Here is a 21146-nt window from a genome sequence, read left to right on the forward strand (position 1 = left end):
GGTCAGGGGTTGATCAGTCTCCAGTCGCCTTCGGAGACGACGTCAACGGTGCCATCGACCACCTTGATGGCGGTGTTGTCGTCGATGGCGTAGGTCGGAACCGGGATTCCGGACGCCCACTTCTGAATGTCGGACAGCGCGGTGTCCTCCATGTCCGGGTGGTTGAGGTGGGGGTACAGCGTGAAATCCACAAGCCCCAGCGCCCGGTCGGCGTCCTGCGCCATGTCGCTGCCGTCCGGGACGAATCCAAGATTGAATTCGGCGTCGCAGTTGTACGGGGTGACAGCGATGCTCCCGGCGCTGACCCCCACATAAACCGTGTCAGTCAGCGACGGCAGGAGGTCGGCCAGGCCCGACTGGCGCAGCCAGTAGGTCAGGTAGAGCACGTCGCCGCCCCAGACGAGGAGAGCATCGGCTTCCCGGACCGCCGGTACCCAGTTCTCTTCTCGAATGGTCGGCAGCGCGGTGAGTTCCAATATCCCCAGGGATTTCCAACCGAGCTGGGACAACGGGATCGAAGCCGGGCCGTGGACCGCCTTCCAGGCCCTCTCGGCTCCGCCGGGAAAGGGGTAGACAGCGGTGGGGATGAACAGGGCCGTGGACTCGGCGATCGGCTTGCCCAGCAGGTCGACGAGCGCGTCGGAGATGCTCGGGTTGCAGATGCCCGACGACGTGAGAAGGAACTTCATGGAATCCGCTCTCCTGAAGCCACCGCCATGACGGCGATCGAGTTGTCCATTCAAGCCAGCGTCCCGCTCGCTGAATCCGAGCGACACATCGCTGGATCATCCGCTGGCGGCCATCGAACCGTCAATCGTCCGAACCAACCGCTACTTCGCGCAGATCTTGGACAGTTTCCGTCAGGGCGTAACGGAAACTGTCCAAGATCTGGTGGTGTCGCTGCCCGACAAGCCCCTCGAGCCGACGGCCTCACTTCCCGGTCGGGCCGCCAGCGAGTTCGGCGACCACGTCGAGGTGGCCCAGGTGGCGGGCGTACTCCTGCACCAGGTGGAACAGCACCCGCTCCAGTGACGCCGGGTCCGCGCCGTTCCACCGCGGGCCCGGCGCGCCGATCTCGGCCAGGTCGTGTGCTGTCACCACGGCCGTGGTGTGCGCGCCCTGCGCCCGCAGCGCCGCCACCAGGTCCGCGCGGGTCTCGTCGGGGGCGACGTACCAGCGGTCGTCGCGGCGGTCGCCCCACGGCTCGGCGACGTCCCGGCCCTGGAAACCCCACTCGATCCAGCGCAGCTCGACGTGGCGCAGGTGGGTGAGCAACTCCAGTGGCGTCCACCCGGACGGCAGCCGGCTGCGCCGCAGTTCCGGCTCGGCCAGCGCCGACACCTTGGCCACCGCGGACTCGCGGAAGTAGTCCAGGTAGCGCAGGAAGACCTCGGTGCGGCTGCCGGCCGGGTCGGTGGGCTCGGGGAACGAGGTCATGATCCGACCGGCAGGTCACGGGCGCGCTGGCGCACCCCGGCCGCGCCGTACGGGTAGTCGCCCACCAGCGGGGCGCTCGCCTCGTCCAGCAGCCGCATCTGCTCGGCGTCGAGGACCAGGTCGGCGGCGGTCAGGTTGTCGTCGAGCTGCTCGGTGGTACGCGCGCCGAGGATCACCGAGCTGACCGCCGGTCGGGCCGCCAGCCAGGCCAACGACACCGCCGACATGGACACGTCGCGGTCCCCGGCGATCTGGCGGACCGCGTCGAGCACCCGCCAGGTGCGCTCCTCGGCGTTGCGACCCGCGTACGCCTCGACGCCGCGCTGCGGGTTCTCGCCGAGCCGGGTCGCGCCGGTGGGCGTGCTGTCGCGCTGGTACTTACCGGTCAGCCAACCGCCGCCCAGCGGTGACCACGGCAGGATGCCGATGCCCTCGTTCTCGCAGACCGGCACCAACTCGAACTCGATCTCCCGGGCCAGCAGGTTGTACTGCGGTTGCAGGGTCACGATCGGGGTGAGGTTGAGGTGCTGGGTGAGCAGGGCGGCCTTCTGCAACTGCCAGCCGGTGAAGTTGCTGACCCCCGCGTAGCGGATCTTGCCGGCGCTGACCGCGTCGTCGAAGAACCGCAGCGTCTCCGGCAGCGGGGTCAGCGGATCCCAGGCGTGCGCCTGGTACAGGTCGACGGCCTCGACGCCGAGGCGGCGCAGGCTGGCGTCCAGGGCGCGGGTGAGGTGCACCCGGGACAGGCCGGCGTCGTTGGTCCCCGGGCCCATCGGGAACCGCCCCTTGGTGGCGATCACCAGGCGGTCGCGCAGGTCGGGTCGGCTGCGCAGCCAGCGCCCGATGATGTCCTCGGAGACGCCGGTGGAGTAGACGTCAGCGGTGTCGATGAAGGTGCCGCCGGCCTCGACGAACCGGTCCAGTTGGGCGAAGCTGCCGGCCTCGTCGGTCTCCGCGCCGAAGGTCATCGTGCCCAGACACAGGGTGGACACCAGGGTGCCGGTGTTGCCCAGAGTGCGATAGCGCATATCGTCCTTTCGGTCCGAGTGACAAAGCTGATCTTCGCACCCGGTCCGACCACCCGCACGGGGCGGACCGCCGCGGCGCTCAACGCGCCGCGGCGGTCGCGCTCCGTACGGTCACGCCAAGCGACCTGTGGTTCCGGCGACCAGCGGATGCACCTCCAGATCGCTGCAACTGTCGGTCTCCCACCTCAGCCGTACCGACCGGACGTCGTCCGGCGGCGTGATCAACAGGCTCACGTACGGTTTGCACGCGGCGCCGTCGGCGCGGAAACCCGACGCCTCGACCAACGCCGACGCGGACCTGCCCGGATGCAACGTCACCGTCGGGGGCCGCCCGGTCCCCGCCGGACCACCCATATAGCCGCGCCGCGTGCGCTCGGCATGCGCCAGGGTCCTGCCGTCGCCACCCAGCGCGTCGACCCCCGGGTAGCCGGTCAGTCGGCAGGTGGCGCCTCCACTGTTGCGGAACACCACGGCCACGCTGCGGTGTCCGCTCGCGGCGTCCTCGGACGCGAGCGTGACCGTCAGCTGCGCCGTCGTGCACCGGCCCGGCGTCGAGTCGGGCGCGCCCGGCGGCCGGGCGCCGACGGTCCCGGCCGCCGAGCTGGGCACCTCGGGAGAACCGGTCGTCGGCGACTGAACGGTGGGCGACGGCGTGGTCGGCGCCGGGGTGCTCGGCGGGGTCACCGGAGAGGGCGTCACCGCCGGCGGTACCGCGTCGTCGAAGGACGAACGCCACGCGCCTCCGACCGCGATGGCGCCCAGTACCGCCACCGCCAGGGCCCCGGTGCCAAGCCGTCGGCGCGCCGTCCGGTGCCCGGCACGGCGTCGGACGGCCGCCGGGGACTCGGGTCGCGCCACGGCCGCCGCACTCCCGGCCAGGTCGGCCAGCCTCTCCTCGAACGGGGCCGGCTCGCCGGGCGCCCGATGCAGGTCAGACATCTTCCGAGATCCTTCCGTCAGCGCTGTCCGTCAACTCCGTGAAGTGCTGGGCCAGCGCCTGCCTGCCCCGGGCGAGCCGGGACTTCACCGTCCCCAGTGGCGTTCCCGTCTCGCGGCAGATGTCGGCCAGTGGCAGGCCGACGAGGTGGTGCAGCACCACCACCCGCCGCTGCTCGTACGGCAGTCCCGCCAGGGCGCCGATGAGTTCCAGATGACCGGAGCCGGTCGACTGGACAGGATCCTGCGGACCGTGCCGCCGGTGGGCGGCCAGCCGGTTTCTCGCTCGACGCCAACTGCTCACCGCGATGCGGTAGGCGACCGTGCGGACCCACGCCTCGGGACTGTCGTACTCGTTCAGCTTCGTCCGTCGCTGCCACGCACGGCAGTACGCCTCCTGTACCGCGTCCTCCGCCTCGTTGAGATCCCCCAGCATCGCGTACAGCTGCCCGACCACGCGTCGATACGTGCTGGTGTAGAAGTCGTCGAACTCGTCGACATGCAACATCCCTTCGCCCCCCGCCCTTCCGGCGTCCCATCGACGTCCACCGCACTCACGCCTCGACCGCCGCCGAGGTTCCGCCGAGCAGGATTCTCGTTCTGTCCGGACGGCGACAGCGCGCACCACGGGCACCACGCGGCGACGCGGCCCGCGATGATGAGCGGGTGAGCGAACACGCAGTCGACACCGACAGTCCCCGTCGGCCTGCCACGGTCGGCCCACCGGGCGAACCGGACGTACCCGGTCCGCGGGCGCTCGGCCCGTGGTGGGTGGCCGCGGCGACCACAGTGACGCTGCTGCTGCTCGCGGGCCGTTACGGCTATCACCGCGACGAGCTGTACTTCCTGCTCGCCGGCCGGCACCTCGACTGGGGCTACGTCGATCAGGGGCCCCTGGTCCCGGCGCTGGCCCGGCTGCTCGACACGATCGCCCCGGGCAACCTGGTGGTGCTGCGTACCCCGTCGGCGGTGCTGGCCGGCGGCGCGGTGCTGCTGGTCGCCGCCATCGCCCGGGAGCTGGGTGCCGGCCGGGGCGGGCAGCTCTTCGCGGCGGTGCTCGCCGCGCTCTCCGGCATCGTGCTCGCCAGTGGCCACCTGCTCAGCACCACCACCGTCGACCTGCTGGTCTGGTTGGTCACGGCGTGGTGTGCGGTGCGGTTGCTGCGTACCGGTGACAGCCGCTGGGCGCTGGGCATCGGGCTGGCGCTCGGTGTGGGCATGCTCAGCAAGCTGCTGCCCGCGCTGCTGGCCGTCGGCCTGGTCGCCGGGGTGCTCATCGCCGGGCCGCGTCGGCTGCTGCGCGACCGGTGGGTGCTCGCCGCTGCCGGGATCACCGTGCTCCTGGCCGCGCCGAACCTGATCTGGCAGGCGGCCAACGGTTTTCCGCAGCTCGGCGTGGCTTCTTCCATCTCCGACGGCGACAGCTCCTACAGCGGCCGCCTGGAGTCGTTCACCCTTCACTTCGTCATCATCAGCCCGTACGCCGTACCGATCTGGATCGCCGGCCTCGTCGCGCTGCTACGTCGGCCCGAGTGGCGGGCGTACCGGGCGGTGGGGTGGGCCTGGGTGGTCGTCGTCGGCATCGTGCTGATCGCCGGCGGCAAGGGTTACTACGACGCGCCGCTGTTGCTGGTCCTCACCGCCGCCGGGGCGCTGGTCACCGTGGCGTGGGCCTCGCGCGGGTCGCTCTGGTGGCGTCGTGGGCTGCTCGCGCTGGGCGTGGTGCCGTTCCTGCTGCCCAACGTCGTGCTGCTGCTGCCGGTGCTGCCGGCCGACCGGTTGCCCGGGTTCGTGGTCGACGTCAACTACGACGCCGGCGAGACGATCGGCTGGCCGGAGTTCGCCGACTCGGTCGCGAGAGTCCATCGTGGGCTGCCGCCCGAGGAGCGGTCACGGGCGGTCGTCCTGACCGCCAACTACGGCGAGGCCGGCGCACTGGCGCGTTACGGTCCGGCCCGTGGTCTGCCCCGCGCGTACTCCGGGCACAACAGCATGGTCGACTTCGGTCGCCCGCCCGCCGACGCTGACGTGGTCATCGCCGTCGGTTGGGTTGGTGGTGAGCCTGGCGACCCGCTGGGCGCCTGGTTCGAGCGGTGCACCCTCTCCGGGGTGGTGGACCAGCGGGTCGAGGTGGACAACGACGAGAACGGCGGCCCGATCCACGTGTGCCGAGGGCTGCGGCGTCCGTGGTCGCAGATCTGGGACACCGAGGTACGCCACACCGGCTGACCGTGCACCACAGGCTTCCCCGGTCAGCCAGGGTCAGCTGGCGCCGCCGGTCAGCCAGGCCTGGATGCCGACCAGGGCCTCGGGGCCGGAGGTGGCGTCGACGTCGCGGGCGAGATCGGCGATCGTGACCGCGGCGAGCGCCTGGTGCCACGCGTCCTCGGCCGCCCACATCGCGCGGGAGACGGGGCACGGCGTGGTGCAGGCGTCGGCCGGCGTCGCGAACGGGCCGCGCTGGCGGATCTCGGTGCAGACGAAGGTCCGGCCGGGACCGTCGACGGCCTGGACCACGTCGAGCAGGGTGATGCTCTCCGGTGCGCGGGCCAGCACATAGCCGCCGGACTTGCCCTGCACGGAGTGGATCAGGCCGGCGCGGGCCAGCGCCTGGAGCTGCTTGGCCAGGTAGCTGCTGGAGACGTCGTGCAGTTCCGCCAGCTTGGCCGCCGGAACGGGCGTGTGGCTGACGGTGAGCACCACGCAGCAGTGCAGCGCCCACTCGACCCCGCCGGACATCTTCATGACGTCACCCTAGTCACCCCGTTACTCGGACTCGTTGTGTCCGAGTATAGTTCTCGGACAAGGAAGGTCCGAGTTTCGGCTGAACCTCAGCAGTCGGACCACACAGTCACGGGAAGGTGCAAGGGATGAAGATCGCCGTACTGGGCGGGACCGGCCTCATCGGATCGCAGGTCGTCAAGATCCTGCAGGCCGCGGGGCACGAGGCGGTGCCGCTCTCGCCGTCCACCGGGGTGGACCTGCTCACCGGGCAGGGCCTGTCCGACGGGCTCGCCGGCGCCGAGGTCGTCGTCAACCTGACGAACTCGCCGACCTTCGACGAGGCCTCGCCCGCCTTCTTCCAGACGACCATGGACAACCTGCTGGCCGCAGCCGCTCGCGCGGGCGTCGGCCACGCGGTGATCCTCTCCATCGTCGGCGTCGACCAGGTGCCGGACCTGGACTACTACCGCGCCAAGACCCTCCAGGAGGGGATCCTCACGGCCGGTCCGATTCCGTACTCGATCGTCCGCGCCACCCAGTTCTTCGAGTTCGTCGAGGCGATCCTGTCCTGGACGGCCGACGACACCACCGTCCGCCTGCCCAGCACGCCGGTGCAGCCGATGGCCGCCGCCGACGTGGCGCAGGCCGTCGCCGAGGTCAGCATGGGCGCGCCGCTGCGGGGCATCCGCAACGTGGCCGGGCCCGACGTCTTCGCCCTCGACGAGCTGGGGCGGATCACCCTCGAAGCCCGCGGTGACCAGCGCACCGTCACCACCGACAACACCGCCGGGATGTTCGCCGCCATGTCCGGCGATGTCCTCATCGCAGGCGACGACGCCGTCATCGCGCCCACCGCCCACCGGGAGTGGCTGGCGCGCCGGGCCTGAGCAGGCACACCCCGCGTCTCGCGGCGGCGATCGACCGCCGCCGCGAGGCGCGGGGATACGGCGATACCGTGCTCTCGGCCGTATCCCCGAGCCCCGGAGAGCCGACGCCATGAGCAGGAAGACATCGGATTCCCACGTGACCGTCCGGATTGCGGTCGCCGACGACGCGCCGTTCGTCAACGAGGCCTTGGCCGACACGTTCGGCAGCACCATGATGGCGGTGCACGACGAACTCCTGGACGCCACCGGTGATGCTGCCGCCGTAGCCGAGCGGGACGGCCGTCGCGTCGGGGTGATCACCTACCGCCACGACGGCGCCCAGACCTGGGAGATCCTCTCGCTCGCCGCCACCGAGCCAGGGATCGGTGGCGGCAGCGCCCTCCTCGACTGGCTGCGGGCCGAGGCGATCCGTCACCGCGTCATACGGCTCTGGTTGGTGACCACCAATGAGAATCTGGCGGCGTTGCGCTTCTATCAGCGGCGCGGCTTCGACCTGGTACGCGTCGAACGGGATGCCGTGACCCGCGCCCGGCGGCTCAAGCCCAGCATCCCGCTGGAGGACGACGGCATTCCCATCCGGCACGAACTGGTGCTCGAGTTGCGTCTCTGACCAGGGCTTCAGCCGACGCAAGGCCGGTTACCGGCGCATCCCACCGTGTGACGTGCTGGTCCCGGCCCGCCACTCGTGCGCCAGGATCGCGAAGACGAGCTGGTCGGCCCACTCCCCCTGGAACAGGTAACTCTCGACGTGGCGGGCCTCCTGTCGCATACCGAGACGCGCCATCAGTCGGGCCGACGCGGTGTTGCGACAGTGGCACCGGCCGTAGACCCGGTGCAACCCGAACTCGGTGAAACCCCAGTCCAGCACCGCGGTGGCGGCCTCCGTGGCCAACCCGCGACCGCAGTGGTCGGGGTGGAAGACAAACCCGAGTTCGGCGGTACGCTCCAGCCGGCTACGCCACACCAACTCCACGATCCCGATCACCCCGGCGTCGGTGACCACGGCCACCGTCAGGCAGTCGCCCTCCGCGCGCCACGCGTCCTCGCCCGCCATGGCGAGCACCGACACCCGCGACTGCTCCCGGGTACGCGGCTCCGCCCCGAGCATCCAGCGCACGACGTCGGGTCGACGCTGAAACGCGTACACGTCGTCGAGGTCGTCGATCGTGACCGGGCGCAGGACGAGCCGTGCGGTGCGGATCGGGTAGGTCGGCTGGAACATCACGCGATCGTAGAGACCCGTGCGGAGAGCTCCGGTGCCGGTCGTTCGGCGTCCGTGCTCCGGGGCAGCAGCAGCGGGCTCGCGAGGATCACCAACCCGGCGACCGCGATGGCCGTGCGCGGGCTGGTGGCCTGCGCGAGCAGCCCACCGAGCGCGCTGAGGATGGCGATGGCCGCGCTGCTGCCGATCGACCAGGCAGAGAGGGTGCGGACGATGCGGTCCTTCGGAGTCTGTTGAAGGCGGTAGGTGGCGAGCACCGGGTTGTACAGGCTCATGCTGATGATGATCGCGAACTCGACGGCGATCACCGTGGCGAGGCCGACCACGCCGGGCTGGACGAAGGCGAGGCCGATCAGCCAGATCGCGCGCAGCGTGCCCACGGTGCGGATGATCCGGTGTTGGCCATGGCGTGCCACCACCCGACGGGCCAGGCGTGATCCGACGAGCCCGCCGACGCAGGGCACGGCGAAGGCGAGGCCGTACTGCCACGGCGGGAAGCCCAGCTCGCCGAGCAGGAGCACGGCCAACAGCGGCTCGGTGGCCATGATCAGCCCGGCGACGATCAACTGGTTGAGGTAGAGCGCCCGCAGACCGGGGTGGGTCAGCAGGTGCCGCCAGCCGTCGAGCAGCTCACCGGCCCGGACCCGGCCTGCGCCGGTGCGCCGGGGGTGGTCTTCGGGGCCGCGAATGGCGGTGAGGCCCAGCGCGGAGAGCAGGTAGCTGAGCGCGTCGGCCACGACGGTGACGACCGGCCCGAAGAGTCCCACCGCGGCGCCGCCCAGCGGCGGCCCGAGCGCGATCGAGCTCCAGGTTGTCGACTCGAACCGCGCGTTCGCCACCAGCAGGTCGTCCGGTCGCACGAGGGCCTTGAGGAAGGCGCCGCTGGCCGCGTTGAAGGCGATCTTGGCGGTGGCGAGCACGGCCGAGACGACCAGCAACTGCTCGAAGCTGAGCCGGCCCAGCGCGTACGCGACGGGGACGGTCAGCAGGACCGCGAACCGGGCCAGATCCATCGCGATCATCACGTGCCGCTTGCGGTGGAACTCCACCCACGGCCCGATCGGCAACGCGATCAGCGCGCCCACCGCCGGCCCCAGCGCGGCCAACACGGACACCTGAGCGGGGCTGGCCTGCAACACCAGCACGGCGATCAACGGCAATGCCCCGAAGCCGAGCCCCGAGCCGTAGGCGCTGACCGCGTACGACGCCCACAACCACCCGAACCGCCGACCCAGGGATCGCCTCACGGACAAGCCCACACCCCACTTCCGACAACTCGTCGTTGACCCCCGCGATCAAAGCAAGCCCAGTGATCAGGGATCAAACAACCGCATGGGCGACGTGCCACAACCAGAGGTTGTGTCAGTAGGGTTTGCCGGGTGAACCTCGACGCCGTCCGTACGTTCGTCGCCGCCGTCGACGCCGGCCAGTTCCAGGACGCCGCCGCCGCGCTGTCGATCACCCAGCAGGCCGTCTCCAAGCGCATCGCCGCACTGGAGAAGGACCTCGGGGTACGGCTGTTCACCCGCACCGCGCGCGGCACCCACCTCACCGTCGACGGTCAGACGTTCCTGCCGCACGCCCGTGAACTGCTCCGGGCCGAGGCGCGCGCTGATGCCTCAGTACGCCCCGGCCGACGGGCACTGCGCGTCGACGTGCACAGTCGACGGATCGCACCGGCGGTGCTGTTGCAGGACTTCCACCGCGCGCATCCCCGCATCGAGCTGGACGTCGTCACCCTCGACGCCGACGTCCACGCCGCGATGGCCGCCGTCGAGGCGGGGACTGTCGACGCCACCTTCCACGCCGTCACCGTCGCCGCGCGTCACCTGCCCGCCGCGATCAGAACCACCCGCGTGATCGACGAACACCACGAACTGCTCGTCGGCCCCCGCCACGCCCTGGCCAACGCCCCCACCGTCACGCCCGCGCAACTCGCCGAGCACCCCATCTGGATGCCCGGCATGGCTCCCGGCACCGAATGGGCCGACTACTACGACGAACTCGCCGCCGCGTTCGGCCTCACCATCGACCTGGTCGGGCCGGTCTTCGGCAACGAGGCGCTGCTGGCCGAGATCGCCGACTCCGCGGAGCTGGCGACCCTCGCGGGGGAACGCACCCGGTACCTGTGGCCGGACAGCTACGACCTGCGGCGCGTACCGGTGCGCGGCCCGGCACCCATCTACCCCATGTCACTCATCTGGCGCGACGACAACCCGCACCCCGCGCTGGCCGCACTTCGCGACCACCTCGGCTCCCGACTGGTGCAGGCACCCGGCGCCGAGGTCTGGCTACCGGCTTGGGCGCACCTCAGCTAGCCAGGTCGGCGGACAACTGATCGTCGTGACGGCGGCGGGCCCGACCAACGGCAGCCATGTGGTGCTCGGCCCACGCGCGTACCGCTGCCAGCGGGGCGTCCGCGCGAGGGCAGCGGCAGCCACGCCGCGAGCCCGGGGTTGCCCAGTGCCGCGGCCACCGCCGGGTCGGCGCCCGCCGGCACCTCGACGAGGCTGCACGTCTACCCGCGATGTCTCGGCGTGTTGACACGCGTTCATCCGGCACTACATTTAACGTGTTGGTTAAGTGATTGGAGGCTCTGGTGTCTGGCAGCGATCAACTCAGCGCGGTGTTCTCGGCGCTCGCCGACCCGACTCGACGGGCGATCCTCGCCGAGCTGGCCGACCGCGACGCCACGGTCACCGAACTCACCGCTCCGCTCCCGATCTCGATGCCGGCGGTGTCGCGGCACCTGAAGGCGCTTGAGCGCGCTGGGCTCATCTCACGCACCCGGTCGGGGAAGTTGCGGATGAGTCGCATTGAGGCCGCCCCGCTGCGCGAAGCCGCCGAGTGGATCGAGCGCTACCGGCGGTTCTGGGACACATCCCTCACCCGCCTCGACGCCCACCTCGCGGCCGTGCAGGCCGCCGGCCGACCAACGGACCGAACGACCCACGGCTCGGCGTGTCCCGACAGGGAATCCCCGAGCAAGGCTCACGACAAGGAGAATTGATGGACAGCGACAAGCCGCCAATCGTCATCTCACGAGTGGTGGACGCGCCACGGGAGCTGGTCTACCGAGCTTTCACCGACCCGGACCACCTGGCCGCATGGTGGGGACCGATCGGCAACTCACTGCCCCGCGGCGAAATGAAATTCGACGTTCGGCCTGGCGGCTACCAGCGGTGGACCGAGGTCTTCCCGACCCAACCCGACCTTCGAGTCGACGTCCACATCGACCTCACCGACGTCGTCGACGGCGAACTGCTCGACGGCGTCGCGCACGTCACCGGGCAGCTGCCGGAGGGCATTGAGCCGCACGAGACAAGGATGCGGGTCGAGTTCCACGACGAGGCCGATGGACGGACGCGCCTTGAGATCCGTCAGTGGCTCCCGGGGAGGGTGGTTGGCCCCGCCGAACAGGGTTGGAACGAGGCCTTCTCCAAACTGGACGCCACACTGCGGAATGCCCACCCCGTCGCAGTCGACGTCGAGGCGTAGCGCCATGGCCAAGCTGATCTACGTGAACAACGTGTCCCTCGACGGTTACATCGAGGACGAACACGGCAGATTCGACTGGACTCCACCCGACGACGACTACCTCACGTTCATCACCGACCTCGTCAGGCCCATGGGCACCTACCTCTACGGCCGGCGTCTGTACGAGTCGATGTCCGTCTGGGAAACCGACCCTGCCCTGGCCGCACATTCGAAGCTCACTGCCGACTTCGCCGACGTCTGGCAGGCAGCGGACAAGATCGTCTACTCCACCACGCTGGACGCGACCTCGACCGCCAAAACCCGGCTCGAAAGGAACTTCGACCCCGCCTCGGTACGCGCCATGAAAGCCTCGGCCACCAGTGACCTCACCATCGGAGGCGCACACCTCGCGGCGCAGGCATTCCAGGCCGGGCTGATCGACGAGTGCCACCTGCTGATCCATCCCATCCTCACCGGCGGAGGCAAGCCCGGGCTGCCCAGCGGCATCCGCCTTGACCTGGAGCTACTGAGCAACCGCCGATTCAGCAACGGCGTGGCGTCCCTGCATTACGGCATCCGCACCTGAGACGGTCGTCGGCGTCACCGACCCGGAGGTGTGTCGGTGACGCCGACGGGGCGTCCAGCTCGTTCTGTGCGACCTTTCGCATCTCGGTCAGTCTCCATACCAGTGCAGCGTCAGGCCAGGCTCGTCACGCCACCGCGCCAACAACGCCTTCAGCGCCGCCACCAGCTCACGCTCCGCGTCGTCAGCCGCCGCCGCCGCGAGACGGTCGACGTCAGCGTCGAGCTGCGGCAGATCCTCACGAACGAGTACGCCATCTGACCACGGGCTGAGCTGACCCAGGATTGGAAGTCGGTTACCGCCGGCGGCGTTCAGCAGCGCCAGCAACTCCTCCACCGGCACGTCGAGCAGCAAACCGCGCTCCTGCGCCGCGGTCCACTCGTCGGCGTCGGCGCGATGGCGCTCCCGCCGCTGCGCGCGGGTAGCCCGACGCAGGCTCTTCGGACGCGGCAGCGGAGCGCGCAGCACCAACAGCAGACCCACCCCGGCGAGGCTACGGCAGCTCTGGTGTGGACAGCGCGGCCGGCTACCGGCCGGAGCGCGACCATTCGCCGAGCGGGCGCGCCGTCGGGTCCGCCGTCGTTCGACGAGGCTGTGCGACCTGGGTACGGTGACCCTGTGCTCTCGGCCGTGAAGGGTCTGTCCCGGTACCACACCGAGGAGTCGCTGCGCGTCTACCTGCTGGAACGCTCACACCGTACCGAGCACGGCTGCCTGGTCATCGAAGGTTACGGGCGGCGACGCGGGGTGCACCAGAAGGTCGCCGGTCGCGCGTGGGCGCACATCGCCGCGTACGTCGTCCTCGTCGGCGGGTACGACCCCGCCCTCGACGTCGATCAGACCTGCGGTGCCGCCGACTGTATCGAGCCGACACATCTGCGCCAGCTCAGCCGGGCCGAGGCCTGCCGCGGCCGCAACCAGTTGGCACAGTGCCGCAACGGCCACGACCGTGAGCTCGACCCGGCCACCGGCCGGTACCGTCGGGTCTGTCGCAGTTGCAACCGGGAGGCCCAACGCCGCTGGCGTGAACGCGAGGCCGCCGAGGTAGCCCAGGCCCGCGCTGCGTACGGCCGCTCGTAGTGATCGTCCTGAGATGACCAGTTTCCCCGCGACCGCCCGCCGGGTGCGTGACGAGAGCCTCAGCCCTCGACGGCGCCGTTCGCATCTACGGGACTGCCTCTACCACTTCGCGCCGTACGGCTTCCACGCCACCTGGCATCACCTGGCGACCCGGCACCGCATCCCCGGCGACATTGAGGTTGACCCCCCGTCGCTGGTCCGGGCCCTCGGTGAACTCGAGACAGCCCGCGTTCTGGTGCTGGCCAGGGCAGTCGCTTTCGCGGCCCAGCGGCGACTGCAGAAGCAGGAGGGCCGACGAGTCCCCACGACGCCGCATCCGTGGGACTCGTGGGGTTGCCATGACATCGCCTACTGCCCCGATCCGCAGAAGCATCCCACCGAGGAGCTCTCCATCGTGGTGGAGCGGGTGCTCGATACGTACGCCGCAGGGGTCGACCCGGCTGGACGTTGCCTGGCCTGCGGCGACGAGAACCCCCGCCCGGGAAGGGCCTGCCGAAACTGCGGTGTCCTACCCGGCGGGTATGGCAACCCGGTCTGAAGCATCAGGAGCAGAGCAGGTGCTGCGGTAGCAGGCACCCCGCAACTCACCTCGATGATCGTCGGCCGATGTTCACCTTGGCGAGGACCGGTCTGGTCACATCCTGATTGTCGATGACGACGTCAGCGCGTTCGTGAGGCGCGCAGGCGGCGAAGTACAGCCGCTGGCCGCCGACGTAGCGGCTGAGGCTGGGATGTTCGGGATCCGGATGCGAGCCGTCGCGTCGGGCCATCCGGGCCACGGTGACCGCGAACGGCGCGTCAAGAAAGACGGAGAAGTCCCAGAACTCCACCAGCTCGTCACGGTGCAGGAACAGCCCGTCGACGATGAGTACCGCGCCAGGCGCCGCGGTCCGCCACGCAAGATCCAGGACCTCGTCTCTCCGAAGATCATGGACAGCAGGACGGTAACGGCGAGAGCCTCCGAGACCGAACGGCTCCAGCACGTTGTGGACGAGGGCTTCGTAGTCGTAACTGTCGAGCCAGAAGCCTTCCGGCGAATCCCGGCCCCGGCGATGCCGCGCAGCCCGACGGTGATGAAAGTCGTCCGCCGACACGTGCACGACATGACGCCCTCGGCTGCTCAGCAACGCGGCCAACTCGTCGGCGAACGTGGACTTACCCACCCCATCGACCCCGTCAACGGCCACCCGTACGCACTGCGGCGCGGGGAACGTCGGAACCATGTCAGCGACATCGTCAAGCAACTGCTCCCGCGCGACGCTCACGCCGTTCCTCCGTCCATGGACCGGAAGCGCCGCACGCCCCCACGGATCGAGGAAGTCATTCTGGCAGAAGCCTCACCACCAGCGACCCGCATCAAGTCCCGTCGGGACAGGACAGGCGGCTCGTCCGGCCACTTACACCAGTCTCATTCGTTACACAGCATAACTGTCATTATGGTGCCTGCACGTTTCGCACCTTTCGTCCCGGGTAATTAGCGGATTATCGTTAATAACAATCCAGTATTCGGCTCCCTAGAGCTCAGGCCCACTCGTCGGCCGCCTCGGGAACGCTGTGGCTTTGCGGCCCCCACGCGTTGAGGATGTCGGCATGAATGACCACAGCGCGAACGCGGTCGACGAGCAGGAGGAAGCGCTACCGGGCGGCAACATGGGGGGTGTAACTCGTGTCGGTGCCACTGTGCGGCGCGGTGCCGGGACCTGGAGCCCGACGATTCAACGCCTGCTCCGACATCTACGTGAGCGTGGGGTCACCTGGGCTCCGCAACCGCTTGGGACCGATGAGCACGGACGCGACAGCGTCTCGTACCTGCCGGGCATCGTGCCGCAGTACCCGTTGCCGGACTGGGTCTGGAGCGATGACGTCCTCACCGATGCAGGTGTCCACCTTGCACAACTTCACCAGGCCACCGCCAGCTTCGACACCGTCGGCGGAGTTTGGCAGTTCCCGGTGCGACAGCCAGCTGAGGTCATTTGTCACAACGACTTCGCGCCGTACAACATGGTCTTCACCGACCGGCGGCTCACCGGAGTCATCGACTGGGACACGGCCTCGCCCGGTCCCCGGTCGTGGGATCTGGCCTACCTTGCCTACCGGCTGGTGCCGCTGGCCCATCCCGACAACGGCGACGCAATCGACAGTGACGTACGCGAGCGGGCACGTCGGCTGCGCATGCTCTGCGATGCCTACGGCTCGGGGCAAGACCCTGCTCACGTCCTTCAGGCCGCGGTCCATCGACTACACGACCTCGCCGCCTTTACCGAGGCGCGAGCCGATCAGGGACAGGAGAGCATTCGCAGTCACGTCGGGCTCTACCGACGCGACGCGAGGTGGATCACCGCGCACGCCGATCAGTTGGGCCGAGATGTCGCCTAGGCCACCAGCGCCCCCATTGGCCCCGCACGGCGTGCGTTGGATGCGCGAGAGATCCCGGGCATGAGCGGCTGGGCTGCGGCGGAGTCGACGCTGAGGAACATCGACTTTGCCCTGGCGGGCTGCGCGGCAGCGAAGTGCGACCGGCTTCAGGTGTTGGCGCGGGTGGCTTCGCGGACGGGTTGGAAAAGTTCGATGAGGTTGCCAGCGGGGTCGGCGAGCAGGATCTGACGGCCGCCGGGCCCGGAGACCAGTTCGCTGCGGAACGCCAGGCCAGCGTCGCGGAGCCGGTCGATCTCGGAGTCCAGGTCGTCGACGATGAGGTGGATACGGTTGCGGCCGGGGCTGGTGGCGTCGTTCGGGGTGGCGCGGGCGCCGGAGCTGGCGGGTCCGGACAGCAGCAGTCGTAGCGGGCCGCGGACCACGTCGGCGAAGGCGGGGGCCGCGCTGATCTTGAGGTGAAAACCGAGGTGGGCGGTGTAGAAGTCGACGGCGGCGTCAACATCGTCGACGAGGTAGCGGACGCTGACGTACTGCTCAGGTGTGCTCACGGTTTGGTCTCCTGGGGATCGGTGGCGAGGACGGGCAGCAGATGCCGCACGCGGGTGTCGATGTCGGCAGCAACCTGCAAGAAGGCGGGGTAGTCGTCCCTGGTGCCGGCTGCGGCGGGGTCGGGGATGCTCCAGTGCAGCTGACCGGCCGGGTTGCCGAAGTCGGGGCACACCTCTCGGGCCTTGTCGCACAGGGTGATCACGTAGTCGAAGCGGCGGCCGGTGAGCGTGTCCAGGTGCCGCGGGTGCCGCGGGTGCCGGCTCGCGACGTCGACGCCGAAGTGGTCGCGCAGCACCCGCACGGCATGGGGGTGTAGTTGCGGTCGGGGGCGGGTTCCTGCGCTGGTCACCTGCACATGGCCGGCAGTGAGGCGTCGGAGCTGGGCTTCGGCGATGGGGGAACGTGCGCTGTTGCCCGTGCACACGAACAGCACGGTTCGCGGCGGGTGGACCGGCGGGGCCGGTGGAGTGCTGCCCAACTGCAGGGCGGGGTGCAGAGCGGCGCCGGTGCCTGCCAGCGCGTGGGCGCAGCTGTCGAGGTCGAGGTGGTAGTAGCTGTCGCGACCGTCGAAGCTGCTGCGAGTGGCGGTGACCAGGCCGCCGTCGCGCAGCAGCCGTAGGTGGTAGGAGACAAGGTTCTGCGGCTGGGCCAGGAGGCTGACCAGTTCGCGGACTCGCAGGTCACTGCGGGCGAGTGCGGTCAGCAGTTGCCAGCGCAGTGGGTGTGCGGCCAGCCGGACGAACGGCGGCGCAGTGTGACTCGGCGGCACCATGACCACGAATATACATCAAACTGGTTTGATCGGTTTGGGGTGAGCGGGAATGTGGCCACACGCCCAACTCCCAGTTCCGGCCGTACGCGTTGACGTGGCCGGCCCACTTCGTCGGTACGAACCGGCCGGGGCGCCGGTGGCGTACAGCCGTCCGGCCGCACAGTCAGCTCAGGTCAGGTCCGGAGCCAGCGATCAAACCAGGCGCGGGTCCGGCGCAGGACGTCGAGTTGGTGGTTGCGTTCCCGGATCGAGTGGCCCTCTCTCGGGTAGATCACGAACTCGTGCTCGACGTCGAAGTGGCGTAGCGCCCGGTGGAGGTACACGGCCTGTCCGAGGGGGACGTTGGTGTCCTCGGCGCCGTGCAGGATGAGCACCGGAGTGCGGATGTTGCTGGCGAAGGAGATCGGGCTGACCGCGTCGTGTGGGTGTGGGCCGATGCCGGACCAGCCGGTGCTGCCACCGAGTGCGGCTTCGAACTGGCCGTTCTCCCCGGTCGCGGCGAGCATGCCCCAGTCGATGATGCCGGCGCCGACCAGCGCGGCGCGGAAGCGGTCGGTCTGGCCGACGGCCCAGGCGGACATGAAGCCGCCGTGGCTCCAGCCGGCGATGCCCAGCCGGTCGGGGTCGGCGATGCCCTCGGCAACTAGCAGGTCGATGCCGGTCAGGATGTCGGTCCACTCCTGCTGCCCGACCCGGCCGGCGACGCTGGCGGCGAACTGGTGGCCATGGCCCTGGCCGCCGCGCGGGTTGGGCAGCAACACCGCGTAGCCGGCGGCGGCCAACCACTGCGCACTGGGAAACCAGAACAGCTGGCAACGATCGGCGTAGCGATCGTACGGGCCTCCGTGCACGATCGTGACCAGCGGGAACGGGCCTTCCGATGCGGTCTTTCCGACCGGCAGCACGAGCAAGCCGTCCAGGTCGAGGCCGTCGACGGCGCGGTAGGCCAGCGGCTGTTGCGTGCCAAGCGGAATGCGGCCGAGTTCCGGACGGGTGTTGGTGATTCTTCGCAGCGGCCCGGTTGGCGCTCCGATGTGAACGTTCGGGGTTTGGTAGCGGGTGCCGGTCAGTACCGCGATTCTGTCGCCGGTAGGGGTGGTGGTGAGGTTGTCGAGGCGTCCGGGGTGATGCGACAGGATCGTGAGGTCGGTGGGGTCGAGCCGGGCCAGGGACGTGTTCAGGCCGTTGGCGAACACCACCAGCGGTGCGGCGTCGGTCTGGCGAAGTTCGGTGGGGCACATCGAGAGACCAGCGGTGCGGTTGCACAGGACGCGGCTGTCCACGGCCACGTCCAACACTGCGGTGCCGGCCTGCAGAACCGGTGGGGTGAGCGCGATGTAACCGAGGTGCCAACCGTCCGCGCCCAGCCACCAGGCCAGAGATCGTGCGTCGACCTCGACCGGTCCGAGGTTCTCCGCGGTCCCGGTCGTGGGATCGAACAGGTGCAGTTGGCCGGCGCGTGGACCGTGGTCGTTGTCAGCACTGGCCCAGGTCAGCACGGCAATTGGGCCGCCGTCGGGACGTTGGCGCAGTTCCACGACGTGCCGGTCACCGAACACACTCGGGGTGGTGACCCGGCCGGTGCCCAGGTCGAGCAGGCGCAGTCGAACGCGCGGTTCACGCTCGCCGACGACGATGGCGTCGTCGCGGTCCCGGGCGCGGCGCGCGTCCTGCTCGGTGGGTTCGTCCTCGGCGAGCAGAGCGACCAGGTTGGGGTCGCTGAGCGGCAGGTGGTCGAGGACGCCGCCGCGCCAACTGGACAACGTGGTCACCGTGCCGTCGGCGAGGGTGAGCCCGTGCAGTTGCGGGGTGCCGCGGCCGGCGCGGTCGGACAGGAAGAACAGCGTTCCCGAGTCGGCCGACCAGCGTGGCTGGGATTCGGTCGCGGTGTCGGCGGTCGCCCGGCGTGACTCGACGGCGGCATCGGTGTCGACGAGCCAGAGCTCGCTGTCGAGGTGGTCACCGGTCCGGCTGAGGGGAGCGAGGACGTAGCAGAGCAAGCGTCCATTCGGTGCGAGCGCCGGGGCCTGCGGGGCGCAACCATCGACCACGAGCTCGGCTGTCAGACCCGTCATGCGATGAGTCTGCCAGCATCGACAGAACATCATGCTTCGGTCCGGTACTGGATCGACGCATCCGATTCTCACCGAACGTGCCGGGATCGATCGGCGGCCACAAACCAGTACGCCAACCGATCCGTTGGTCACGATTCCGGGTGGGCTCCGGGTCCGGGCAGCAGGTCGATGTCAGTGGCCCGCATGGGCTGCTCGCACTCCGAGCACCGCAGTTCCACATGACTGATCTTGCCGCAGGCGTGGTGGCGGTACAGCACCGGCGGGCCGGCCTCGCCCGCCGTCCACCGGTCACCCCACCTCACCATGACAAGCAGCAGATCGCACAGCTCCCTGCCCTTGTCGGTGAGCAGGTATTCGTGCCGGACCGGCCGGGCGGAATACTCACGCCGGGCCAGGACGCCCTGTTCGACCAGCCAGTTCAGCCGCTCGGCGAGCACCTTGCGGGACATGCCGAGTCCCCGCTGGAGTTGCTCGAAGCGGTGCGTGCCGGCGTAGACGTCCCGCAGGATCAGCGGTGACCACGGCTCACCGATGACGTCGAGGGTGCGGGCGATCGAGCACGCCATGGCGCCGAATTGCGTTCGCTGCATGACACCACGATACGCAAGGTGGTTCCTTCAAGGAACTGACTCTGTTAGCGTCACAACCAGTCCGTTCCTTAAGGAGACGGACTCGTTCGAGCCCCCTCCACACGCGTATGGAAGCCGAAAGAGGCCCGTATGAACCATCCGCCGATCGTGCCGACCGAGGACTGGCAAGAGGCAGTGAACACCTTGCGCGTCCACGAAAAGGCACTCACCCGCCAGCTCGACGCAGTGGCCGCGGCGCGTCGCCGGCTACCGATGACGCCGGTCGAGCAGGACTACGTGTTCGAGGGCCCGTCCGGGCCTGCCAGTCTGACCGACTTGTTCCAGGGCCGCCGCCAGCTCATCGTGTACACCTTCATGTGGCACGGCGTCGACGCTGTCTGCTCCGGCTGCTCGATGTTCACCGACAACGTCGGACACCCGGCCCACCTCAACGCCCGCGACGTCACCCTGGCGTTGACGTCCCATGGCCCACTGGACGACCTGCTGGCGCTGCGGCGGCGAATGGGTTGGGCCCTGCCCTGGTACTCGTCGCTGAACAACAGCTTCAACGCCGACATGGGAACCGGCGACGGATTCGCGCTTAACGTCTTCCTCCGCGCCGACGACCGGATCTTCCGCACCTACACCACCACCGCCCGGGGCGTGGAACGGCTCGGCAGTAACTGGTCCTTCCTCGACCTGACGCCATACGGTCGACAGGAGACCTGGGAGGACTCGCCGGAAGGCTGGCCGCAGACCCAGCCCTACCAGTGGTGGCGGCTGCACGACGAGTACGACACGACCAAGGACCCGTCATGAGGGTCGACACGCCAGTCGCTGAACTCCTCTTCGGGCAGGAAGATGCCACACCCTTCAACACCGACGTGGCGACACTCAAGCCTTGGAGCCAGGCACTGGCCTGTCTGGAGTCGGCGCACAAGTGTTGGCTGTCCACGGTAAGTCCGGATGGCCGTCCACATGCCGCGCCGGTGATGCCGGTGCTGGTGGATGGGGTGCCGTGCATTGCGAGTCGCCCGAACTCCCGCAAGAGCCGAAACCTGGCCGGCAACCCCCGCGCTGTCATCACCGTGAGCAGCGACAACCTCGACCTGGTGGTAAGCGGTGAAGCTCACCAGGTGTCGGGCGAGACCGCGCTGCGCCGGGTGGCCGCCGCCTTCGCAACGAAGTACGGCTGGACGTTCGCCATCAGGGACGGCCGAGTCCATGACGAGAGTCTGCCGGGGTCGCCCCGGTATGCCTTCTACAAGGTCTCCCCCGTCCGGGCTTTCGGCTATGGCACGGACGGACTGACCGCGACCCGTTGGCGGTTCAATCGCACCTGACTGCCGGGCTGTGTCATGAACTGTCACCGGCACGTCCAGCCTCACATCATCAGTGACCGGGCTCGGGGCAACTCAGAGCGTTCACCCC

At 69.4% G+C, this 21146-nt stretch carries 26 protein-coding genes; 12 read left to right on the forward strand and 14 right to left on the reverse strand.

Annotated elements, in window-relative coordinates; genetic code table 11:
- Positions 1-2: 2 nt before the first annotated feature.
- From GUI43_RS14625 to GUI43_RS14645, 5 genes are all read right to left on the reverse strand, one after another.
- On the reverse strand, positions 3-689 hold the full coding sequence (locus tag GUI43_RS14625) for a Type 1 glutamine amidotransferase-like domain-containing protein (RefSeq protein ID WP_112699031.1): 687 nt from the start codon (positions 687-689) through the stop codon (positions 3-5).
- 241 nt (positions 690-930) lie between these two features.
- The gene (locus tag GUI43_RS14630) at positions 931-1437 is read right to left on the reverse strand and encodes a mycothiol transferase (RefSeq protein WP_225855067.1); all 507 of its coding nucleotides are present in this window, start codon (positions 1435-1437) and stop codon (positions 931-933) included.
- The gene (locus GUI43_RS14635; protein ID WP_112699032.1) at positions 1434-2465 is read right to left on the reverse strand and encodes an aldo/keto reductase; all 1032 of its coding nucleotides are present in this window, start codon (positions 2463-2465) and stop codon (positions 1434-1436) included. Before GUI43_RS14635 ends, GUI43_RS14630 begins: the two co-directional genes overlap by 4 nt.
- Before the next feature lie 111 nt (positions 2466-2576).
- The gene (locus tag GUI43_RS14640) at positions 2577-3404 is read right to left on the reverse strand and encodes a DUF4232 domain-containing protein (RefSeq protein WP_112699033.1); all 828 of its coding nucleotides are present in this window, start codon (positions 3402-3404) and stop codon (positions 2577-2579) included.
- Positions 3397-3909: a SigE family RNA polymerase sigma factor gene (locus GUI43_RS14645; RefSeq protein WP_112586924.1), complete on the reverse strand. Its 513-nt coding sequence runs from the start codon at positions 3907-3909 to the stop codon at positions 3397-3399. The genes GUI43_RS14640 and GUI43_RS14645 overlap by 8 nt, the downstream gene beginning before the upstream one ends.
- Before the next feature lie 158 nt (positions 3910-4067).
- Here GUI43_RS14645 and GUI43_RS14650 point away from each other — a divergent pair, with 158 nt between their 5' ends.
- Positions 4068-5630 carry an ArnT family glycosyltransferase gene (locus GUI43_RS14650; RefSeq protein WP_112699034.1) on the forward strand — a complete coding sequence of 521 codons (1563 nt, stop codon included), beginning with the start codon at positions 4068-4070 and terminating at the stop codon, positions 5628-5630.
- 33 nt (positions 5631-5663) lie between these two features.
- Here the strand turns inward: GUI43_RS14650 and GUI43_RS14655 are convergent, their stop codons facing one another.
- Positions 5664-6146: an RrF2 family transcriptional regulator gene (locus tag GUI43_RS14655; RefSeq protein WP_211326698.1), complete on the reverse strand. Its 483-nt coding sequence runs from the start codon at positions 6144-6146 to the stop codon at positions 5664-5666.
- A 125-nt stretch (positions 6147-6271) separates the two neighbouring features.
- Here GUI43_RS14655 and GUI43_RS14660 point away from each other — a divergent pair, with 125 nt between their 5' ends.
- Both GUI43_RS14660 and GUI43_RS33865 read left to right on the forward strand, forming a co-directional pair.
- Positions 6272-7012: an SDR family oxidoreductase gene (locus GUI43_RS14660; RefSeq protein WP_112699035.1), complete on the forward strand. Its 741-nt coding sequence runs from the start codon at positions 6272-6274 to the stop codon at positions 7010-7012.
- A gap of 136 nt (positions 7013-7148) precedes the next feature.
- Entirely contained in the window at positions 7149-7622 is a 474-nt protein-coding gene (locus GUI43_RS33865) for a GNAT family N-acetyltransferase (protein ID WP_170158732.1), read from the forward strand.
- A 27-nt stretch (positions 7623-7649) separates the two neighbouring features.
- On the opposite strand, the gene GUI43_RS14670 is transcribed toward GUI43_RS33865, so the two are convergent.
- Together GUI43_RS14670 and GUI43_RS14675 are read right to left on the reverse strand one after the other, a co-directional pair.
- Positions 7650-8234 (reverse strand): GNAT family N-acetyltransferase, encoded by a 585-nt coding sequence (locus GUI43_RS14670; protein WP_112699037.1) that lies wholly within the window; start codon positions 8232-8234, stop codon positions 7650-7652.
- Positions 8234-9481 (reverse strand): MFS transporter, encoded by a 1248-nt coding sequence (locus GUI43_RS14675; RefSeq protein WP_249037754.1) that lies wholly within the window; start codon positions 9479-9481, stop codon positions 8234-8236. The genes GUI43_RS14670 and GUI43_RS14675 overlap by 1 nt, the downstream gene beginning before the upstream one ends.
- A 132-nt stretch (positions 9482-9613) precedes the next feature.
- Here GUI43_RS14675 and GUI43_RS14680 point away from each other — a divergent pair, with 132 nt between their 5' ends.
- The 4 genes from GUI43_RS14680 to GUI43_RS14700 all read left to right on the forward strand — a co-directional run bounded on the left by GUI43_RS14680 (position 9614) and on the right by GUI43_RS14700 (position 12297).
- Positions 9614-10552 (forward strand): LysR family transcriptional regulator, encoded by a 939-nt coding sequence (locus tag GUI43_RS14680; RefSeq protein WP_112699038.1) that lies wholly within the window; start codon positions 9614-9616, stop codon positions 10550-10552.
- A 281-nt stretch (positions 10553-10833) separates the two neighbouring features.
- A complete protein-coding gene (locus GUI43_RS14690; protein WP_112602425.1) occupies positions 10834-11244 on the forward strand; it encodes an ArsR/SmtB family transcription factor in 411 nt (136 codons plus the stop codon).
- Entirely contained in the window at positions 11244-11732 is a 489-nt protein-coding gene (locus GUI43_RS14695) for an SRPBCC family protein (RefSeq protein WP_112699039.1), read from the forward strand. Before GUI43_RS14690 ends, GUI43_RS14695 begins: the two co-directional genes overlap by 1 nt.
- A gap of 4 nt (positions 11733-11736) precedes the next feature.
- Entirely contained in the window at positions 11737-12297 is a 561-nt protein-coding gene (locus GUI43_RS14700) for a dihydrofolate reductase family protein (protein ID WP_112586912.1), read from the forward strand.
- Positions 12298-12384: 87 nt separating this feature from the next.
- On the opposite strand, the gene GUI43_RS14705 is transcribed toward GUI43_RS14700, so the two are convergent.
- Positions 12385-12777 carry a hypothetical protein gene (locus tag GUI43_RS14705; RefSeq protein WP_112586910.1) on the reverse strand — a complete coding sequence of 131 codons (393 nt, stop codon included), beginning with the start codon at positions 12775-12777 and terminating at the stop codon, positions 12385-12387.
- A gap of 135 nt (positions 12778-12912) precedes the next feature.
- Between GUI43_RS14705 and GUI43_RS14710 the strand changes: the two genes are divergently transcribed.
- A complete protein-coding gene (locus GUI43_RS14710) occupies positions 12913-13374 on the forward strand; it encodes an HNH endonuclease (RefSeq protein WP_112699040.1) in 462 nt (153 codons plus the stop codon).
- Positions 13375-13387: 13 nt separating this feature from the next.
- On the forward strand, positions 13388-13912 hold the full coding sequence (locus GUI43_RS14715) for a hypothetical protein (protein ID WP_112699041.1): 525 nt from the start codon (positions 13388-13390) through the stop codon (positions 13910-13912).
- 46 nt (positions 13913-13958) lie between these two features.
- Here GUI43_RS14715 and GUI43_RS14720 read toward each other — a convergent pair whose 3' ends face one another.
- Positions 13959-14639 (reverse strand): nucleoside/nucleotide kinase family protein, encoded by a 681-nt coding sequence (locus GUI43_RS14720; protein WP_249037755.1) that lies wholly within the window; start codon positions 14637-14639, stop codon positions 13959-13961.
- 325 nt (positions 14640-14964) lie between these two features.
- Between GUI43_RS14720 and GUI43_RS14725 the strand changes: the two genes are divergently transcribed.
- On the forward strand, positions 14965-15750 hold the full coding sequence (locus tag GUI43_RS14725; protein WP_112699042.1) for a phosphotransferase: 786 nt from the start codon (positions 14965-14967) through the stop codon (positions 15748-15750).
- Positions 15751-15896: 146 nt separating this feature from the next.
- Here the strand turns inward: GUI43_RS14725 and GUI43_RS14730 are convergent, their stop codons facing one another.
- From GUI43_RS14730 to GUI43_RS14745, 4 genes are all read right to left on the reverse strand, one after another.
- On the reverse strand, positions 15897-16298 hold the full coding sequence (locus GUI43_RS14730; protein ID WP_112699043.1) for a VOC family protein: 402 nt from the start codon (positions 16296-16298) through the stop codon (positions 15897-15899).
- Positions 16295-17071 carry an arsenate reductase/protein-tyrosine-phosphatase family protein gene (locus GUI43_RS14735; RefSeq protein ID WP_112699066.1) on the reverse strand — a complete coding sequence of 259 codons (777 nt, stop codon included), beginning with the start codon at positions 17069-17071 and terminating at the stop codon, positions 16295-16297. Before GUI43_RS14735 ends, GUI43_RS14730 begins: the two co-directional genes overlap by 4 nt.
- Before the next feature lie 173 nt (positions 17072-17244).
- Positions 17245-19146, reverse strand: coding sequence for a S9 family peptidase (locus GUI43_RS14740; RefSeq protein WP_112699044.1), 1902 nt, complete (start codon positions 19144-19146; stop codon positions 17245-17247).
- 128 nt (positions 19147-19274) lie between these two features.
- Positions 19275-19736 (reverse strand): winged helix-turn-helix transcriptional regulator, encoded by a 462-nt coding sequence (locus GUI43_RS14745; protein WP_112602389.1) that lies wholly within the window; start codon positions 19734-19736, stop codon positions 19275-19277.
- A 129-nt stretch (positions 19737-19865) separates the two neighbouring features.
- Here GUI43_RS14745 and GUI43_RS14750 point away from each other — a divergent pair, with 129 nt between their 5' ends.
- A complete protein-coding gene (locus GUI43_RS14750; RefSeq protein ID WP_112586894.1) occupies positions 19866-20534 on the forward strand; it encodes a DUF899 domain-containing protein in 669 nt (222 codons plus the stop codon).
- Positions 20531-21058, forward strand: coding sequence for a pyridoxamine 5'-phosphate oxidase family protein (locus GUI43_RS14755; protein WP_112586892.1), 528 nt, complete (start codon positions 20531-20533; stop codon positions 21056-21058). Before GUI43_RS14750 ends, GUI43_RS14755 begins: the two co-directional genes overlap by 4 nt.
- Positions 21059-21146: the final 88 nt, after the last annotated feature.

This window comes from Micromonospora noduli (assembly GCF_003264365.1).
Lineage (GTDB): Bacteria > Actinomycetota > Actinomycetes > Mycobacteriales > Micromonosporaceae > Micromonospora > Micromonospora noduli.

Bases quoted from the DNA above. Each gene is read 5' to 3' on its own strand.
- GUI43_RS14625 (WP_112699031.1), bottom strand. From the start codon at position 689: ATGAAGTTCCTTCTCACGTCGTCGGGCATCTGCAACCCGAGCATCTCC.
- GUI43_RS14630 (WP_225855067.1), bottom strand. From the start codon at position 1,437: ATGACCTCGTTCCCCGAGCCCACCGACCCGGCCGGCAGCCGCACCGAG.
- GUI43_RS14635 (WP_112699032.1), bottom strand. From the start codon at position 2,465: ATGCGCTATCGCACTCTGGGCAACACCGGCACCCTGGTGTCCACCCTG.
- GUI43_RS14640 (WP_112699033.1), bottom strand. From the start codon at position 3,404: ATGTCTGACCTGCATCGGGCGCCCGGCGAGCCGGCCCCGTTCGAGGAG.
- GUI43_RS14645 (WP_112586924.1), bottom strand. From the start codon at position 3,909: ATGTTGCATGTCGACGAGTTCGACGACTTCTACACCAGCACGTATCGA.
- GUI43_RS14655 (WP_211326698.1), bottom strand. From the start codon at position 6,146: ATGAAGATGTCCGGCGGGGTCGAGTGGGCGCTGCACTGCTGCGTGGTG.
- GUI43_RS14660 (WP_112699035.1), top strand. From the start codon at position 6,272: ATGAAGATCGCCGTACTGGGCGGGACCGGCCTCATCGGATCGCAGGTC.
- GUI43_RS14670 (WP_112699037.1), bottom strand. From the start codon at position 8,234: ATGTTCCAGCCGACCTACCCGATCCGCACCGCACGGCTCGTCCTGCGC.
- GUI43_RS14695 (WP_112699039.1), top strand. From the start codon at position 11,244: ATGGACAGCGACAAGCCGCCAATCGTCATCTCACGAGTGGTGGACGCG.
- GUI43_RS14700 (WP_112586912.1), top strand. From the start codon at position 11,737: ATGGCCAAGCTGATCTACGTGAACAACGTGTCCCTCGACGGTTACATC.
- GUI43_RS14715 (WP_112699041.1), top strand. From the start codon at position 13,388: ATGACCAGTTTCCCCGCGACCGCCCGCCGGGTGCGTGACGAGAGCCTC.
- GUI43_RS14725 (WP_112699042.1), top strand. From the start codon at position 14,965: ATGAATGACCACAGCGCGAACGCGGTCGACGAGCAGGAGGAAGCGCTA.
- GUI43_RS14735 (WP_112699066.1), bottom strand. From the start codon at position 17,071: ATGGTGCCGCCGAGTCACACTGCGCCGCCGTTCGTCCGGCTGGCCGCA.
- GUI43_RS14740 (WP_112699044.1), bottom strand. From the start codon at position 19,146: ATGACGGGTCTGACAGCCGAGCTCGTGGTCGATGGTTGCGCCCCGCAG.
- GUI43_RS14745 (WP_112602389.1), bottom strand. From the start codon at position 19,736: ATGCAGCGAACGCAATTCGGCGCCATGGCGTGCTCGATCGCCCGCACC.
- GUI43_RS14750 (WP_112586894.1), top strand. From the start codon at position 19,866: ATGAACCATCCGCCGATCGTGCCGACCGAGGACTGGCAAGAGGCAGTG.
- GUI43_RS14755 (WP_112586892.1), top strand. From the start codon at position 20,531: ATGAGGGTCGACACGCCAGTCGCTGAACTCCTCTTCGGGCAGGAAGAT.